Annotated in this window: 16 protein-coding genes; 5 read left to right on the forward strand and 11 right to left on the reverse strand. The window is 54.8% G+C overall.

What is annotated here, in order from left to right:
* Positions 1 to 98: 98 nt before the first annotated feature.
* From I9182_RS17135 to I9182_RS17180, 10 genes are all read right to left on the reverse strand, one after another.
* Complete coding sequence (locus I9182_RS17135; protein ID WP_209599100.1) at positions 99 to 1,289, reverse strand: Gfo/Idh/MocA family oxidoreductase; 1,191 nt, start codon at positions 1,287 to 1,289, stop codon at positions 99 to 101.
* Positions 1,282 to 1,956, reverse strand: coding sequence for a hypothetical protein (locus I9182_RS17140; protein ID WP_209599101.1), 675 nt, complete (start codon positions 1,954 to 1,956; stop codon positions 1,282 to 1,284). Before I9182_RS17140 ends, I9182_RS17135 begins: the two co-directional genes overlap by 8 nt.
* The gene (locus I9182_RS17145; protein ID WP_209599102.1) at positions 1,946 to 3,136 is read right to left on the reverse strand and encodes a Gfo/Idh/MocA family oxidoreductase; all 1,191 of its coding nucleotides are present in this window, start codon (positions 3,134 to 3,136) and stop codon (positions 1,946 to 1,948) included. The genes I9182_RS17140 and I9182_RS17145 overlap by 11 nt, the downstream gene beginning before the upstream one ends.
* Positions 3,123 to 3,938 (reverse strand): citryl-CoA lyase, encoded by an 816-nt coding sequence (locus I9182_RS17150; RefSeq protein ID WP_209506756.1) that lies wholly within the window; start codon positions 3,936 to 3,938, stop codon positions 3,123 to 3,125. The genes I9182_RS17145 and I9182_RS17150 overlap by 14 nt, the downstream gene beginning before the upstream one ends.
* Positions 3,935 to 4,867: a shikimate dehydrogenase gene (locus I9182_RS17155; protein WP_209599103.1), complete on the reverse strand. Its 933-nt coding sequence runs from the start codon at positions 4,865 to 4,867 to the stop codon at positions 3,935 to 3,937. Before I9182_RS17155 ends, I9182_RS17150 begins: the two co-directional genes overlap by 4 nt.
* Entirely contained in the window at positions 4,809 to 6,695 is a 1,887-nt protein-coding gene (locus I9182_RS17160; RefSeq protein WP_209599104.1) for a sugar phosphate isomerase/epimerase and 4-hydroxyphenylpyruvate domain-containing protein, read from the reverse strand. Before I9182_RS17160 ends, I9182_RS17155 begins: the two co-directional genes overlap by 59 nt.
* Positions 6,695 to 7,990 (reverse strand): TRAP transporter large permease, encoded by a 1,296-nt coding sequence (locus tag I9182_RS17165; RefSeq protein WP_209599105.1) that lies wholly within the window; start codon positions 7,988 to 7,990, stop codon positions 6,695 to 6,697. Before I9182_RS17165 ends, I9182_RS17160 begins: the two co-directional genes overlap by 1 nt.
* Positions 7,987 to 8,562 (reverse strand): TRAP transporter small permease subunit, encoded by a 576-nt coding sequence (locus I9182_RS17170; RefSeq protein ID WP_209599106.1) that lies wholly within the window; start codon positions 8,560 to 8,562, stop codon positions 7,987 to 7,989. The genes I9182_RS17165 and I9182_RS17170 overlap by 4 nt, the downstream gene beginning before the upstream one ends.
* Before the next feature lie 30 nt (positions 8,563 to 8,592).
* A complete protein-coding gene (dctP, locus tag I9182_RS17175; RefSeq protein WP_209599107.1) occupies positions 8,593 to 9,603 on the reverse strand; it encodes a TRAP transporter substrate-binding protein DctP in 1,011 nt (336 codons plus the stop codon).
* 99 nt (positions 9,604 to 9,702) lie between these two features.
* Positions 9,703 to 10,785 (reverse strand): Gfo/Idh/MocA family oxidoreductase, encoded by a 1,083-nt coding sequence (locus I9182_RS17180; RefSeq protein ID WP_209599108.1) that lies wholly within the window; start codon positions 10,783 to 10,785, stop codon positions 9,703 to 9,705.
* Between the two features lie 207 nt (positions 10,786 to 10,992).
* Here I9182_RS17180 and I9182_RS17185 point away from each other — a divergent pair, with 207 nt between their 5' ends.
* Positions 10,993 to 11,646, forward strand: a complete 654-nt coding sequence (locus I9182_RS17185) for a GntR family transcriptional regulator (RefSeq protein WP_209506749.1) — start codon at positions 10,993 to 10,995, stop codon at positions 11,644 to 11,646.
* Positions 11,647 to 11,732: 86 nt separating this feature from the next.
* Here the strand turns inward: I9182_RS17185 and I9182_RS17190 are convergent, their stop codons facing one another.
* Positions 11,733 to 12,518, reverse strand: a complete 786-nt coding sequence (locus I9182_RS17190) for a DeoR/GlpR family DNA-binding transcription regulator (protein ID WP_209506748.1) — start codon at positions 12,516 to 12,518, stop codon at positions 11,733 to 11,735.
* Between the two features lie 203 nt (positions 12,519 to 12,721).
* On the opposite strand from I9182_RS17190, the gene I9182_RS17195 reads away from it, so the two are divergent.
* From I9182_RS17195 to I9182_RS17210, 4 genes are all read left to right on the forward strand, one after another.
* Entirely contained in the window at positions 12,722 to 13,669 is a 948-nt protein-coding gene (locus tag I9182_RS17195) for an ABC transporter substrate-binding protein (protein WP_209506747.1), read from the forward strand.
* A 76-nt stretch (positions 13,670 to 13,745) separates the two neighbouring features.
* Positions 13,746 to 14,768 carry a betaine/proline/choline family ABC transporter ATP-binding protein gene (locus I9182_RS17200; protein ID WP_209599109.1) on the forward strand — a complete coding sequence of 341 codons (1,023 nt, stop codon included), beginning with the start codon at positions 13,746 to 13,748 and terminating at the stop codon, positions 14,766 to 14,768.
* Positions 14,765 to 16,756 carry an ABC transporter permease subunit gene (locus tag I9182_RS17205; RefSeq protein ID WP_209599110.1) on the forward strand — a complete coding sequence of 664 codons (1,992 nt, stop codon included), beginning with the start codon at positions 14,765 to 14,767 and terminating at the stop codon, positions 16,754 to 16,756. Before I9182_RS17200 ends, I9182_RS17205 begins: the two co-directional genes overlap by 4 nt.
* Position 16,757: 1 nt before the next feature.
* Positions 16,758 to 17,639, forward strand: a complete 882-nt coding sequence (locus I9182_RS17210; RefSeq protein WP_209599111.1) for a phosphotransferase — start codon at positions 16,758 to 16,760, stop codon at positions 17,637 to 17,639.
* Positions 17,640 to 17,644: the final 5 nt, after the last annotated feature.

Below are 17,644 nucleotides of genomic sequence, written 5' to 3' on the forward strand. Positions count from 1 at the left end.
TCTGGTATTTTATAAAATATCAACTTTTAATGCTGGGAAGGAAATGAAAACGCCCGGGCAACGGCCCGGGCGTGTTTTACATTCGTGTAAGCAGAGCCTTAGAGAGTGACCCAGCCCCCTCCGGACTGGTGAGAGCGCACAGAGGCGTCAATGAATCGGACACCGTCTGCGCCTTGTTCGACACTGGGATAAGCAAGCCAATCGGTCGGAACGGTTACGCCATCCCGACGCGCGGCTACGGCCATTGCGAACTCAGTATAAAGATTAGCCCAAGCTTCAATAATCCCTTCAGGAAAGCCGCGCGCGGTACGAATCAGACGTTCCGCACCGGGTCCCATACCGTGCCCGTGACCTCGGCTGATGATACGATCCGGCTCACCAAACCGATTGAATTTCAGCTGTTCTGAATTCTCCAAGTCCCACTCCAGACCTCCTTCGCTCCCGAAGATCCGCAACCGCAACCCACCCCGATTTCCGGGGGCAAGTCGTGTTGCCATCAAAGTTCCCGGAACCTCATTTTGGTAACGAGTGAACATCAACACCGTGTCTTCCAAAGGCTTTGGCGCGCCGCAGACATGAAACTCGGCCCGCAGGTCGGTCAAGGGCAAGCCCGAGACAAAACTGGCGAGATGCGCGGCATGGGTGCCGATATCGCCGACACAGCTGGTTGGACCAGAAATCTTGGGGTCCAGCCGCCACTTTACATGAGGCGCATCAGCCACATCTTCGGGCGTCATCCAGTCTTGCATGAACTCGACGTGGATTTGGTTTATTTTACCGATAGCTCCGTCGGCCACGATTTGCTTGGCTTGCCGGATCACTGGAAAGCACGACATCGCATATCCGACGGCAAAGACCTGTCCCGTGCGCGCGGCGATCTCCTCAAGCCCCTCGGCCTCGGCAACTTCGTTGGTCAGGGGCTTGTCGCACAGTACATCAATACCTGCCTCCATAAACGCTTTGGAACCTTCAAAATGAACGTGGTTCGGGGTAGTGATCATGACGGCATCTACGCCATCCGTACGTGCCGCCTCGGCCTGTGCCATCTCTTCGAACGACGCGTAGCACCGGTCGGCCGGCAGGAACCACTCGGCCCCACGCGCCTTACTGCGCGCTGCGTCAGAACTGAGCGCTCCTGCGACGACCTCCCACCGGTCGGTCATCCGCGCGGCCGTTGCTTGCGTGACAGAGATACGTCCTCCGCCAACAACGCCTAACCGCAAACGGCGAGACAAGCGGGGGAAAGGACCATCAAAGTTCAGGTTTTCTGGTAATAGTCTCTCAGCCATTCTGAACCTCCATTTCCGGGACCCATACCCCCTCGGGTAGTATTTCTACCGCCATGAAAATGCTGGGGGTAATCGTCTCGTACTGATGCCAGGGATAGTTGCCTTCGGCGTCATACATCGGTTTGTGCGTCGTGCCAGGGGCCATGAATTCTTCGAGGTAAAGGGTTTCAACATCCCGCTCACGGCATTGCTGCATTTTGCCGAAGCCTACGATTTGAGTATGCACTTCGCGAAACCCCGGTACCGGGCAGAACGGATGATCCTTATGCAATCCGACATTCAAAGGGACCGAGCCGGAATGGTACATGGTCAGTCCAACATTACCCACAAAGACTTTTGGCGACATGTAATGGCTGACACCGCGCAGACGCTCCTCTTGGCGGATATCAAAAGCAGATGGCCACGTATCTTTCACCTTTGCGAACAACTCGTTGTCATCGGCATGGGCGTCGAAACCGTGGACAATGACTGCACGTTCCACGCCGTCAAACGCGCTGTCTTGCACGATCACAGACGAAAGCGGTGCAATGGTCTGATCCTCGACAGAGAGATTTCGTCCCCCAAGGTTAAGGACGATGGCGCGACCCTCGATAGAAATTCTGCGCTCGTCAGTTATGTGCTGCACGCGAAAGAATGGCTGGGCAAAGTCGAGTGTCTCAATCGGCATGGGCCGACTCCTTCCTCTCACCGTTCAGAAAATCGACCGGCAAAGGCTCCGGAGCCGCGCAACGACTTTCTATTGTCTGATAGGCCCCGAATTTCGGTGCCCGCTCAATCGCGTCCATCACCTCGAAAACATGGTAGGCCAGCGAACCACTTGCGCGCGGTTGGCGTCCTTCTTGCGCCGCCAGGGCCAGATCCAAAAGGCCGAGCCCGCGGCTGTCTTCATTGAACCCGTGTTTGTTTTCGACCACCTGCCAGTCTTCGCGACCAGTTGGACGAGGCTGATGAGACCAGCGCGAGGTGTCCCGCGTCTTCAAGCAGACATCCCCCTGAAAGATGTTGGCTCCGTGAACCGGGTCAGGGTCAGGGATACTGATGGTGCCGGTTTCACCGTAGATTTCGAACCGTGGGGTTTCGCTGTCCCAGACGTCGAAGCTCATGGTCATCGACCCTATTGCTCCGGAAAAGAACTGCAGCAGGCTTAGAGAGTGCGTGTCCACCTCGACATCTATCCATTCGCCGCTGCGAGGGCCGTTTTCGATCATCCTTTTGTCGAACGTGCGCCGCGCCATTCCGGCGACCCGGTCAATTTGCCCAAGGCAAAAAATCATCGCGGTCAGGTAATAGGGGCCCAAGTCCAGCAATGGCCCACCACCCGCCTTATAGTAGAAATCCGGGTTGGGATGGTGGCGCTCCGTCCCGTGGGTCCCGACATGGGCAAAAACCCCTGTCGGTTTGCCAATGGCACCCTCTTCGATCAAGCGCCGAACGGTCTGCCAGCGACCGCCCAGAAATGTGTCGGGCGCGCAACCGACCAGGAGCCCCTTTTCAGAGGCCATGTGCAGGATCGCCTTACCATCCGTTCGATTCATAACCAGCGGCTTCTCGGAATAGACATGCTTGCCCGCCTCCAACGCGCGCAAACTGATTTCCGCATGCGCCGCCGGAATTGTCAGATTCAGAACGCAGTCTATCGTTGGATCGTCAAACACTTCATCTGGCGTGCAGGCCTTGGCGATGCCGTATTGATCCGCTTTGGCGCGGCTTTCCGAAGGATCAAGGCTTGCACAAGCCACGACCTCGACACTTGAGAATTTAGATATTGTTTTTAAATAGATATCGCTGATACGACCACAACCGATAAGGCCGACCCGGAAGGATTTCGATGTCTCACGTGTCATCATTCCTGTCTTCGTAGAGGGGTAAGTAATTCGGGGGCATGGGCCCTTTGTTGCGGCCACCTTGGTTCATCTGTTCCCAAGCGTGGGCGAGTATTCCGACCGAGCGGGACAGGCAGAACAGCCCCCGCGACAAGGGCGCGGGAAAGCCAAGCTCGCAGAAGATCACAGCTGTTGCGCCGTCGATATTCATGGCAATGGGCCGACCACCGCGTTGACGACCGAGTTCGGACTGAACCTCTTCTCCGATATCGGCAAAGCAGCCAGAAACTGTACCTTCTGTCGCCGCATCACGAACAAGTTGCATCAATCGTGGTGCGCGTGGGTCGACAGGCTTGTGAAAACGGTGGCCAAAGCCAGATACGATCTTGCCATACGTCTCGTGCCAGCTGTCCAAGCCATCCCGAACAGCGTCATTCAGCGAAGCTCCCGCATCCATGCGGACCGCGATATCATAATACAGCTCTGCGCATTGTTCACCTGCTCCACCGTGCACATCGCCCAGCATGTTCACCGCAGTCGCCATCGCATTATTGAGACCCACCCCGCAGGTGGCAGCCATGCGCGCCGCCGCGATCGAGGGGGCCTGCGGGCCGTGATCCACACCTGCGACCAGAGCAGCCTCGAACAAGCGTGCTTGCGCATCACTGGGCAATTCGCCCCGCACCATCAGCCAGATCATTTGCGGGAAAGATACTTTCCCGATCAGGTCCTCTATGGCGTTGCCACGAAACGCGATCTTGCCGGGTTTCATGTCGATGATTGAGGTACGCCACCATTGGCGGATTGCTTGCTCGTCGTTTGTCATACCGTTGCACCTCTAAACTCGCGCATGCGCTGCTGACGAAGTGAATCGAAAACGTTTTGAAGGCGACTGATTGAGGCGGTGCAGCCGGTGAAGATTTCAAAAGACGCTGCAGCCTGATGAACGGCCATTCCAGCACCATTCATCACTTTCAACCCAGTTGTGCGGGCACTGCTCAGTAGGTGTGTCTCAAGCGGGAAATATACGATATCTGCCACCCATGCATCGGCCCGCAACAGGGATGGTTCAATGACTGTTCCGGGGTACTTGTCCATTCCAAGTGGTGTTGCGTTGACCACTCCGTCCACAAGTTCGATCCGATCCAACGAAATCGAAGGGGAACCCTGAATCTTTGCATAAGGGCGCAAGACCTCTAGTCGACTGACCAGCGCCTGCGCTCGGTGGAAGTCAGGATCAATGATCTCCAGATCTCGAACACCTGAATCAAGCAAAGCCAAAGAGACTGCACTGCCCGCGCCACCAGCACCAAACATGAGAACCGTTTCAGTCTTCGATGATCCTAAAAATTCTCCGAAGGCACCGTGGAAGCCAATGTAATCAGTGTTGTGGCCAACCATTCGGTCATTACAAAAAACCACCGCGTTGACAGCTTGAAGCTCCTCAGCAGTCTTGGAAAGCTCATCAAGATGATCAATGACTGATGCTTTGTAGGGATGTGTCACGTTGACCGCCGCACAGCCCAATTCAACTGAATAATGCAGTAAATCAGCGACCGACATTCCACGAAATGGCTCTTTTGCAGTGTCGATCCTACCGTAGCTCAGATCGATGCCCTGCGCCCGACCTTCTGCCTCGTGCATCTCAGGCGTCATGGAGCCAGCAATACCTTGGCCGATTAGTGCCGCCTTCATATCAGGTTGTTCCTTCCGCCATGTGGTGTCGCGCTTGGGCCGCCAATCGGAACGCAGCATTGCGCGCGCCATAGCCGGAGTAGCCAGATCGGCGCTCAACAATTTCAAAGAAGAAGCCGTTAAAGATAGGTCGGCTGTAGATCTGAAAATACTCGGAACCCGCTGCGCGGTCGTAGAGAATGTTATCCCTGCGCATTTGGGCAATCAGGTCTTCACTTAACCCGAATGTCGCTTGCAGATCAGCGTAGTAGTTTTCTGGGATGGACAGGCTGGGAAAGCCGGACTTCCGCAATTGGGCTGAGGTTTCAAATATGTCGTCCGACTGGAAGGCTATGTGCTGAACACCGGCACCAAAACCGTCTTCAAGGAATGAAGCCGCCAGTGTTCGACGCCCAACTGCGCCATTCAGGTTTAAGCGCACTTCGCCCTCGGGGCTTTCGATGGCTTGGCTTTGCACAACACCCGATGGGTCGGCAACGTTCACGATCGGGGATTTTGCCATTTCAAAAGTCGAAATGTAATAGAGCAGCCAACTTTGCATCTCATCGTTACGCATCGTCTGCGCCAGATGGTCGATGCGGCGCAGACCGGCAGGCTGGATCGCTTTGGTTTTGGCGACTGGCTCAAACTCGATGTCCCAAACCCGATGCAGATCGGATTTCTCATCTATGAAGTGGACAACATTTCCACCAACACCTCGAATGGCCGGGATGTCCAGTTCCCCGGTCCCTACCGGCTGTGAGAAATTCGGCGCGCCCAACGCGGTCGCTCGCTGAACCGTCTGATCCGCATCTTTGACACGCAACCCCATGTCACAAACGGAGGGACCGTGACCCAGGAACGCCGAATAGGCAAAACCTTCTTTTTCGGTGTTCACAACAATGTTTATCGCGCCCTGCCGCCACAGCTCGACAGATTTGGTGACGTGTTTTCGCTCCATTCGAAAACACATTGCTGACAGCATATCTGCCAACTGCGCGCCGCTTGTTTCGTCGGCTGTAAATTCTATGAATTCGAAGCCTGACGCATAGACGCGTTCCGGCAGGTCCGGGATGCCGAAATCGGTTCCCGGCTCGGTCCGGGATACCTCATCTAGGAGGTTCACCAGCGACCTGTAACTGTCTCGGGCCAGTTTTCGGCCGCCGGGTTGAGGAGCTGCTTCGTTGACGCGCGCAATGGACCAAGGCCCCTTGTACCCAGCGCGGGACAACACGCGTACGAAGCCAGTAAGGTTCAGCGACCCAAGCCCCGGCAGAAGTCCAAAGTGCCGTTTGAGCCGACGTATATCCATCTCAAGCCGGGGTGCATCGGACAGTTGCACATGGAACAGCCGCTCTCCGGGAATGTCCCGAAGGCGCGCTGGTTTGGACCCGTCGGCAAGCGAAAAGAAGGAATTCAAGGCCAACCCCAAATGAGGGTTGTCGATAGCTTCAACGACGCTTAACGCCTGTTCATCCGAGTGAATAAGATCCGACCATGGCAAGCCCATATAGGCCAGACGCAGCCCCATTACCTTTGCTATCTCGGCCGCCTCGCCAAGATCTGCGATCACCTGTTCTTCGGTCGGGGCGACATCTACATCAACGGCAGATCCGATAAGCAGCAATTCTGTTCCCAACTCACTCATCAGGTCGAGTTTGCGCTTCAGTCGATCAAAGGCGCGCTCACGTCCGGCTTCTGGCTGGCCTTCAAGGTTATGGAAAGGTTGTAGCAGGCAAATCTTCAGGCCGAGGTCCGATGCAATTTCTCGGACTTGCGATGGCGGTCCGTCAAAAGCGGTCAAATCCGGTTCGTGTAATTCGACACCCCCGAATCCTGCGTCAGCGATAGCACTCAGCTTTTCGGCCAGATCACCGGGGATCGACGTTGTCGAAACCGAAAGGCACATTATCCCTGATATCCAAACATACGCGGCAACCACAGGACCAAATCCGGCATCAGTATCATGATCACCAAGGCGACGATCAGAACCGCGAGGAAGGCCCAGATTTCCGAAATGATTTCACGCAGCGGAATGTCCGTCACGGCGTTGATCACAAAGAGTAGAATGCCATAGGGCGGCGTGATCAAACCGATCATCGAGTTCACGACGACCAGCACTCCGAAATGCACCAGATCAATCCCAAGCGCTTCGCAGGTTGGAATGAACAGGGGCACGATCACAAGAATGATCGTTGTCGCGTCCAACACGCAACCCAGCGCGAGGATCAGCAGGTTAACCAGGATCAGGAAAACAATCGGACTAACATCTGAACCCTCCAGCAGTGCCGAGATCGACTGAGGTATTTGCTCCTGAATGACGATGAAGTTCAGAATGAACGCGCCGCCAATGACAACCCCGACGGCTGCGGAAGAGCGCGCGCTGTCGACGAACACTTGATAAAGGCCACGGAAGGTCAGCGCGCGGTAGAACAGAGCTGCCAGTAGCAGGGCGTAGAATGCAGCAACTGCGGCGGCCTCTGTCGGAGTAGTGACACCCCCATATATGCCGTAGAGCAGGATTGCGGGCATCAGTAGTGCCGGAAATGCGTTGGCGGTTTTAGCCGGCAATTCGCGCAGTGGAACAGGTTCTTCCAATGCAAAGTTCCGCTTTCCGGCCAGATAGTAGTTCATCGCCATGAGGACGACGCCCATGATCAGGCCCGGCAGAATACCGGCGAGGAACAGCGACCCGATGGAGGCCTTGGAAACAAGCGCGTACAAAACCATCGGGATAGAGGGCGGAATAATAGGGCCGATCGTTGCCGATGCCGCCGTGATTGCAGCTGCGTAGCTTCGGCTGTAGCGGCCATCCTTGGTCATCATTTCAATTATGATCTTCCCAATCCCCGCAGCATCCGCGACGGCCGAGCCGGACATACCCGAAAAGATCAGTGACGCTACCACGTTTACGTGCCCGAGGCCGCCCTTGAAACGACCGACAGCAGCGACGCAGAAGTTCAGCAGCCGGTCCGTGATCGACCCTGCATTCATGATATTCGCGGCGACGATGAACAAAGGCACGGCAAGCAGGATCGTGCTTTTGTAAAAGCCTTGCAGGATCTTCTCGCCCGCGAGGGCGACGTCCAGTCCGGCCGTGCCCAGGTACACTAATGAGGCCAGGAGGATGGAATAGCCGATAGGTGTCCCGATGCCTGCCAGAAGAAACAGAGCGAGCAGGCAGGAAAGAAGTTCAAAACTCATTTCTTAACTTCCTCGTTCTCTTCGACGTCGACACGGGGATGATCGTCAACCACGTTGTACCCAACGACCAGTTCCAACTCTGTCTTTGGTGGGCCATTGCGCATGACGTCGAAGAATAGCCACGCGTACCGCGCTGCTACGACCAGCATGAATACCGCGTAAATCGAGAATACTGTGCGCAGCGGTATCTTCTCACCGGAGAACGGATTGCGGACAGTCGATGTCTTGCGGATTTTCATCCAGTCTATGTAGTCCCACGTCGGAAGGAAGCTGTAGAGCATACCGACTACGATCGCTGCGGCCGCCAGCATCGCAAAGACCTGCCGCACGCGCATCGGCACCGAAAGATAGATGATGTCGAACTTCACGTGATCCCGTTCGCGCACGATGAAAGCGCAGCTGAAGAAAATCACCCAGACCCACAGAATACCGATGAGTTCAAGCGTCCAGCCTGCTGGGGTGAAGAAGTAGCGCAAGAGAATTTGCAATAGGAAGATCAGGAAGATTGCCGCCAGCATCCCGCCGGCAATCGCTTCGGTCAGTCGGGAGAACCCTTTCATAAAGGCTTTCATTATGGTTCTCCCTCCCCTGTCTTACTGGGTTCAGTTGCCCAGAGCGTTGATCTGATCCAGAACGCCTTCGGGCCATGAGCCAGCGAACTCGCTGTCCAGATACATAGACTGTACCTGATCGCGGAACGCAGCGAGATCGGGTTCGTAAATCTCCATGCCCTGCTCTTTCAGGAAGCTGACAAGATCCTCTTCTTTCTGAAGTTGCTTCTGACGGCCTGATTCAGCTGCTGCGTCCGCAGCTTCCTGTACCTTGGCTTGCTGTTCCGGCGTCAACCCGTCCCAAACTTCTTTGCCAATGGCGATATAGTTCAAGTCGACCAAGTGCGATGTCAGGATGATCTGATTGGTCACTTCGTAAAATTTGGCATCAACCACGGTTGGCAATGGGTTGTCCTGACCGTCAACGGCACCGGTCGACAGAGCTGTGTAAACCTCGGAAAACGCCATTGGTGTCGGGGCGGCACCCAGCGCCTTGCCAAGGAACTGCCACGCATCGGTGCCCGGCATCCGCAGGTTCACACCCTCCAGATCAGCCGGAGTTCTGACGGTCAGTTCGTCCTTGGGTTGGCGCAGGTTCACCTGACGACGGCCCAGATACATGACCGACAGCAGTTTGACGCCTAGTTCTTCTTCGGCCTTCTGCTTAAAGGCATCCATCAAGGGATCGTTGAAGACTGCCACCTGATGCGCGGCGTCCTGGTGGACATAGCCTGCGGTAAAGATCGAAAACTCGGGGAAGAACTGCGCCAGTTCCTGCGCCGAGGTGATCGACATTTCCAGATTGCCGCGACTGATGGCATCCAACTCCGTTCCCTGTGCGAAGATGGTGCCATTGTAGCTGGGCTCATAACTTGCGAAATCGGCGACCATCGGCGCAAAAACTTCTGCCATAGCGACCGAGCGTTGGTCGGTCTCCGATCCTGATGTTGCGAGACGAAGTTGGACTTTGTCTTCCGCCAGCGCACCGCTTGTTGCGCCAAACAGAACACCGGTTGCAACAAGGGCTGATACAGCAGCCCGGCGGGTAAGTTTGGTAATCACTTTGCTCCTCCCTGAGACATCATGATGCTTCTTTTTGCGATTCAGATTTTTGACCTATTTTGGAACTTTTGCAAGATTTTTTACAAAATATCAGATATTTTATAATGCAGTCACATCTACCATTGGTGTTTTTTGCAAGTTTTTGATCCTGACCGCTTCACCTGTTCTGCAGGAATTCTGAATAGCTTCAATAACTTGAAGCGTTCTGAAACCTTCCCATCCAGACACAATCGGCTCTGCTTCGTGCCGAGCTACTTCAACAAAGTGCCTGAGCTGATTGACCAAAGGGTCAGACGCACCCTTCTTCAGCGCGGTCGATGAGATAGGCGTCCACCAGTCCCGTTGCTCACTCTGGTAACTCCACAGGCGAAGATCGGGAACGGACAACGAACCATGAGAGCCACCGATCATATAGCTACTCTCTGTGGTCGAAGGATAGATTGGATATTCCTGAGACGTCATCTCCCAGCTCCATGGAGCAACGATGCTGTCGGACACACTTATGGTCCCTATCGCCCCGCTTTCAAACGTCAACAGCGCACCAGCAACGTCTTCGTTGTCGTAACCCCGCTGCGATGCAGCCGACTGAGCCTGTACGGTCACAACTTCTCCGGCCAGGTACCTCAGCAGATCCACATCGTGGACAAGATTGACCGAGATGGGCCCTGCACCGGGTTTCTTTCTCCAGGGCGCAGCATCAAAATACTCGTCTGGCTTATAGAACCAGCAATTCGCATGGACAGCGCGCACATCTCCAATTTTTCCATCGACAATGGCTTCCTTAGCCGACCTGATCAGAGGATTGTGTCTGCGATGATGGCCGACCATCAGTGGCACATTGGCCTTCTCCGCAGCTTGAACAAGCTCAAGTGCAGCGGTGGCTTCTACGGCGATCGGTTTTTCGACAAGAACAGGACAACCGTGTCGAACACACGTGAGGCCATGTTCAACATGAAGCGTGGTCGGGGTCGCAAGAACAGCTCCGTCTGGCGTCTGATTTGCAAACATTTTCTCGAGGGTCTCGTAACATGCGACCCCGTGCTCAACGGCGTAAGCACGACCTTCATCACTGGGGTCGACTACCGCAACGAGATCAACATGGCGCAACGCTAGGATAGCGTCTGCGTGGCGGCGTCCAACAAGACCAATGCCGACAATGGCAATGCGAAAGTTCTTCGACACTTTGCTTCCTTCTGGAGGGCCCGGCGAATCCCGAAACCGATGATTGCGATCGGGCTGCTTGCCCAACTTTGCCACGACCGTATTGGGGTTTTCGCGATTCCGCAATAATGTATGATATTTTTATTTTTACCATACATCAGTTTGGATTGCTGATGTCTCTGAAAAATGCTAATTGAACGAGGAAACTGAAAATATCGGGTGAAACGCATGGCGAAACAGCCGTCTACGATAGGTGCAAGCACCTATCAGCGCATCAAGCGGGACATCATCTTTGGGGAGCTGCAGCCCGGCTCCAAACTGAAGCTGGACGCCTTGAAGGAACGCTACTCGGCAAGCCTTTCGACACTTCGTGAAACGCTAAACAGGCTCGCCAGCGACGGATTTGTCGAAGCTCCTGAGCAACGGGGTTTCCTGGTCACCCCAGTTTCACGAGAAGACCTGACCGAGATTTCAGAGCTGCGCGTTCTGCTGGAATGCCACGCGCTGGAGTTGTCTATTGCGAATGGCGACACGGATTGGGAAGGCAACCTGGTCGCTGCGCATCATAAGCTGCATTTGATGGAGCAACGGCTTCTCAAGGGAGATGACTCTGAGAAGGAAACCTGGAAGAGGTACGATTCAGAGTTCCATCAAGCGATGATTGCAGCCTGTAATTCCAAGAACCTCTTATCTCTTCACTCAATCATTTATGACAAGTACCTTCGTTATCAGATGCTCGTACTGACCTACCGAGGTGAGGTTGCAGCCCAAGAACACAAACGCATGTTCGATGCCGCGTTGGCCAAAGACGCTGATACAGCCAAGAAACTGTTGGAAGATCACATCAGAAATGGCCTCGCCCACACCTTGGAAGCCATGTAAGGTGGCCAAATCCGCAGGTAGCACGGTACGGCTGTCTGACCTTCCTCAAGGCTAACGAACAGGTCTCTGACTAAGCACAAAACGCTTTAGTCCGACCCTGCGACAACAACTTCGATATCATTTTTGTTGAGCATGTCCTGGATGTTTGCAGGAGGAAGGCGATCGGTAAAAAAAACATCAATTCCAGCCATGTTGTGCAGAGATATCGGAGCCCGCTTGTTGAATTTTCCGCTGTCGGCGACGACGATGCGCACCTGCGCATTTTCTGCCGCCGCACGTGCGATATTGGCTTCTTCAAGATCATGAAGCATGAAACCCAAGTCGCCATTCACGGCTCCAACCGAGAACACTGCCAGCTGTACGTTGAAACGCTTTACAAGATCCAATGCCTCTGCACCGAAAGCACCCCCATCATGGGCGCGCAGTTCTCCACCCGCCAGAAACACCCGGTTGTTGTTGTGCTTTGACAATGTGTAAGCGACGAAAACCGAATTTGTGACAACAAACAGGTCTTTGTGTTTCCGCAGTGCAAGCGCGACGTAAGCGGTTGTCGAACCAATATCCAGAAATAAGGAATCCCCGTCGCTTATAGTGTTTGCGACTGCCCGGGCTATTGCTTCTTTCGCATGCGCTTGCGTTCCCAAGCGGTTTTCAAAAGGTGGTTCTATTGCGTCTTCGCTAAGATGTACGCCGCCATGAACCTTCCGCACGATCTTGCGCTCTTCCAGCGCCTTGACGTTGCGCCGGATCGTTTCATTGGAAACATTCAGTTTTTGAGCCAAGAGGCTGACTCTGCACGACCCGCCCGCATGTTGCAGCTCGCGAAGGATTTCTTCTTCGCGCTGATTTGTGGTTTTTCGTGGCTTTAACATGCGACCTCCTGAAAGGGGGATACGGCAGTCATCCCAATAAAACAATATTGCGCCCAATTCAGTTCTGATCGGGGCTTTTTGTGTGAATTATAACCATTATTCGTGGCGAAGTGTGGTTTTTATTGACGTACTCGTCAGATTGGCGCAGCATGGAAGTGTAATAAAAGAAAAACACTCAAAAAGCCACATTCAGGGAGCACAACATGATCAGGAAATTCAATGCACTACACGCAATGGCATTAGTCGCTGGCGTAACTGCTTCGGCTTCTTGGGCCGCCGAATCGACGGACCCAATCAAACTGACGTTGCATGATTGGTCAGGACAGCTGATCAACACCAAGATAATGGGATCAATCCTGCAAGAGGCAGGGTACAACGTTGAATATGTTCAGGCGGACTATATCGCTCAGTTTGCGGGCCTGAAGACGGGTGATCTACATCTGGCAATGGAAATCTGGGAAACCACCGGGCGTGAAGCACTGGACGAAGCCACCGCCTCTGGCAATGTGGTGAACGTTGGTGAAACCGGTCTGATGGCGATCGAAGAATGGTGGTACCCGACTTATATGAAAGAGCGCTGCCCCGGCCTGCCAAACTGGGAAGCTCTGAAAGACTGTGCAGGGGAATTCGCCACCGCTGAAACCTCGCCAAATGGGCGCTATGTCGGCGGGCCCGTGACCTGGGGCGGTTTCGACGAAGAACGTGTCGAAGCGTTAGAATTGGAGTTTGAAGTTGTCCACGCAGGCACGGATGCTGCGCTTTTTGCTGAGCTGGAATCCGCATATCAGCGCGAAGATCCAATCATGCTGTGGGTCTATGTTCCGCACTGGGCCCCGGCCAAATATGACGGCGAATTCGTGGAGTTTCCGCCATTTTCGGCCGAATGCTACAGCGACCCGTCAGTCGGTGTGAACCCGGATTTGGCCTATGACTGCGGAAAACCGCGCGGTCCGATCTGGAAGGCTGCTTGGTCTGGCCTGCAAGAGAAGTGGCCGGGCGCGTATGACATCATCGAAGCCTACAACATCAATAACGACGAGATGAGCGCTATGGTCGGCAAAGCCGATCTGGACGGTGTTGAAATTGATGCAGTTGTCGCGGATTGGATGGAGACGAACAAAGACCGTTGGTCCGGTTGGATCTCTAAATAATCTGCTTGACCGAAGCGGTTACCCCGCTCTCCTCTGCCGCTTCGGTCTTTTTCCGTCTTAGTACCGGACACTACAGATGACCCCCACAACAAAACTGTCCTGCCGAAACGTTTGGAAGCTATACGGTCCAAACGCCGAGACCCTTCTGGCGCAAAACCCGAACCCATCGGCAGATGACATTCGAAATGCGGGTGTGATCGGAGCGGTACGCAACGCCAATATTGAGATCATTGAAGGAGAAATCTTCATCATCATGGGCCTGTCCGGTTCAGGCAAATCAACCCTGGTTCGTTGTCTGTCCAGGTTGATCGAACCCACAAGCGGTGAGGTTCTGTTCGACGACGCCGACCTGCTGCGCGCCAGCGAGAAAGAAATGATTGAAATCCGTCGGCACAAGATGGGCATGGTGTTTCAGCATTTTGCCCTGCTGCCGCACCTGACCGTGTTGCAGAATGTGATGTTTCCCCTGACCATTCAGGCTACGCCCAAACACGAGGCCGAAGCAAAAGCGAGAGACGTGGTGGAACTGGTCGGCCTGAAGGGGCGCGAAGACTACTATCCACGAGAGCTCTCAGGTGGTCAGCAACAGCGTGTGGGCATTGCCCGATCATTGGTGACAGAGCCCGATCTGTGGTTTCTGGACGAACCTTTTTCGGCCCTCGATCCGCTGATCCGTCGCGAAATGCAGGACGAGTTTCTGCGACTACAGGAACGGTTGCATAAAACAATTGTCTTTATCACGCACGACTTTGAAGAAGCTGTTCGCTTGGCCGACCGCATCGCAATTATGAAGGACGGTGAAGTCATCCAGATTGCCACCCCGGAGGAACTGGTGATGAATCCTGCGACCGACTATGTAGCTGAATTCACGCGCCATATTCCGCGCTCCAAGGTTTTGACAGTTGGTGGTGTAATGACCGTCGGCGCGGCGGGTGAAGGTGAGCCCATTGTGCAATCAACCCGCGTCTCGGCCGTAGCGGAACGGATCATCACCGCAGATGCACCAATTCCCGTGACAGACGGCAAAGGTCTGGTTATTGGCGCCATTGATCGCAAGGCTGTGGCCCATGTGCTATTCGGTGAAGGGGACGCGGTATGAGCCGCCTGTCCCGCAGCCAACTTGTCATTCTGCTGCTTGTCGGACTCACGATCCTGCTGGGGTATTTCGGCAGTAACCTGGGAAAAGCGCTCGATGCGCGCTGGATCACCAAATTCCCGTCGGCTTGGGTCGTCCCGTTCAAAACTTATATCTCATCCGCAATGTCCTGGCTGATCGAGGATGCTGCAATCGGCCCAGTTTCGTTCACCGACGTTACCCGCGCTGCTGCTTGGTTGATAGAACAGCCCTATGACCTTGTCTTGTCCCTGCTGGCCGCAGGTTTTGTCACCGGGCAAGGCAACGATGCGCAAGTCATCCTACCTGCGATCAGCTGGATCGTGGTGATCACCGCCGTAATAACTTTGGGACAGTATTGCCGGGACTGGGGGCTCGCGGCATTGGTCGGCGGCTGCTTTACCTATCTGGCCGTCTTTGGCCAGTGGGACAGCGCGATGGTTACCCTTGCCTCGGTCCTGATTGCGGTGCCCATTGGCGCGGGCGGTGGGCTATTGTTGGGGATATTGGCCTATCGCCACCTGACTTTAGATCGCATCATCTCGCCCATTTTGGACTTGATGCAGACAATCCCGATCTTCGCCTATCTGGTACCAATTCTGTTCATGTTCGGCTTTGGACCGATTTCGGCGCTGGTCGCCACGATCATCTATGCGACACCGCCTATGGTGCGGATCACCACGCTTGCCTTGAGAGCCGTCGACCCCGAGATTTTGGACTTCGGGCGCATGGCAGGCACGACGCAAAAGCAGTTGATGTGGCGCGTTTTGGTTCCTTCCGCCAGCCACAGTCTGATGGTGGGTGTCAATCAGGTGATCATGCTGACGCTGAACATGGTCATCATTGCCTCGATGATCGGGGCCGGAGGATTGGGGTTCGACGTCCTTGCCGCGCTGCGCAGACTGGATATCGGCGCAGGGTTCGAGGCCGGTATTGCCATTGTGGTTCTGGCCATTGCGGTTGATCGCCTAAGTCAGGCTTTCGCCGAGCGTATGGGGCAGGTCCATCACGAGCTCCCCGGCTCGTGGGTCACCCGCCATCGCCGGACAATTCTGGTATTGATCCTGCTGATTTTGACCTGGGTTCTGGGGCAGTTCTCACCCCTGTTGCTGGAATATCCTGAAAGTCAGACGATCACCACTGGCGGGTTCTGGGATGACACGGTCAAATACCTGAACATCAACTATTTCGACACGTTCGAGGCGATCAAGATCTTCTTCCTGACGTGGTTCATGATTCCGATCAAAACGGTCCTGCTGGGAATTCCATGGCCTTGGGCCATTGCCATGCTGACCTTGCTGGGTTGGCACGCAGGGGGCTGGCGGCTGGCACTGTTGTGCGGAGGACTGGCGTCTCTGATCCTCATTTCAGGACTGTGGGCCAAGGCAATGGTGACAGTTTATCTCTGCGGAGCCTCTGTGTTTCTTGCTACTTTGATCGGGGTTCCGCTGGGTGTTGTGGCCGCACTGAACAAACGCGCCGGGACAGTGATTAACCTGTTTATCGATACACTGCAGACATTGCCCAGCTTTGTCTATCTGATCCCGGTAGTGATGCTGTTCCGGGTCGGCGATTTCACTGCTCTGATTGCCATAGTCCTTTACGCACTGGCCCCGGCCGTGCGTTATGCGGCCCACGGCGTGCGATCGGTCAGTGAGGAATTGATCGAGGCTGGATTGGTTTCTGGCTGCACAGGCACGCAACTCCTGCGCCATATTCGCTTGCCCATGGCCCTGCCCGAAATCCTTTTGGGTATTAACCAGACCATCATGCTGGCACTGTCCATGCTGGTTATCACGGCCCTCGTTGGCACCCGGGATTTGGGGCAAGAGGTCTACATTGCCCTGACAAAGGCTGACACTGGCCGGGGTCTGGTAGCAGGTCTGTCCATCGCATTCATTGCCATCATCGCTGATAGGCTGATCAACGCAAGCGCTCGTCAGGCACGCATCCGCTTTGGAATGGAGAGCTGATATGACCCAATCCGATCTGATGACCCGCATTCGCAAGCTACCGATCTGGCAGGGCGAGATCAAAGCCACCCCTTTGACGGGTGGGATCACAAATGTGAACTACAAGGTTACTGACAGCAGTGGATCCTACGTGGTGCGTGTCGGTGACGACATCCCTTTGCACCAGGTGATGCGCTTTAACGAACTGGCTGCCAGTAAGGCCGCCCATGCTGCAGGTCTGTCACCTGCTGTAGTATTTTCGTCCAACGAACTAACAGTGCTGGAATTCGTCGAAAGCCGCACTCTGACCGAAGAAGACGTACGCGACCCCAGTATGCTGCCTCGGGTGCTGGAACTCGTGAAAACCTGCCACCTTGAGGTGCCCAAGCACCTGCGCGGCCCGTCGCTGGTATTCTGGGTCTTTCACGTCATCCGCGACTATGCTGCCACTCTCACCGAGCGTGGAAGTTCGCACACGGACCTGATCCCGGAACTTGTTCGAATTGGAAATGACCTGGAAGCCGAGGCCGGGCCGTTCGACATCGTGTTTGGCCATAACGACCTGCTTTGCGGCAACTTTCTGGACGATGGCACCCGCCTGTGGCTGATCGATTTCGACTACGCGGGATTCAACTCGCCATTATTTGACTTGGGGGGGCTGGCCTCGAACAACTCTCTTTCCAATGAACAAGAGGACTGGGTTCTGGAAACCTATTTCCAGGCACCCATCACCAACCAATTGCGTCACCGCTATACGGCGATGAAATGCGCCTCGCTGCTTCGTGAAACCATGTGGAGCATGGTGTCCGAGATCACCTCGGAAATCGACTTCGACTACGCAGCCTACACAAGCGAAAATCTCGCACGGTTTCGCACGGCCCTGACCGATTACAAAAACACCTGAGGACA

Source organism: Ruegeria sp. HKCCSP351 (assembly GCF_017872535.1).
Lineage (GTDB): Bacteria > Pseudomonadota > Alphaproteobacteria > Rhodobacterales > Rhodobacteraceae > Ruegeria.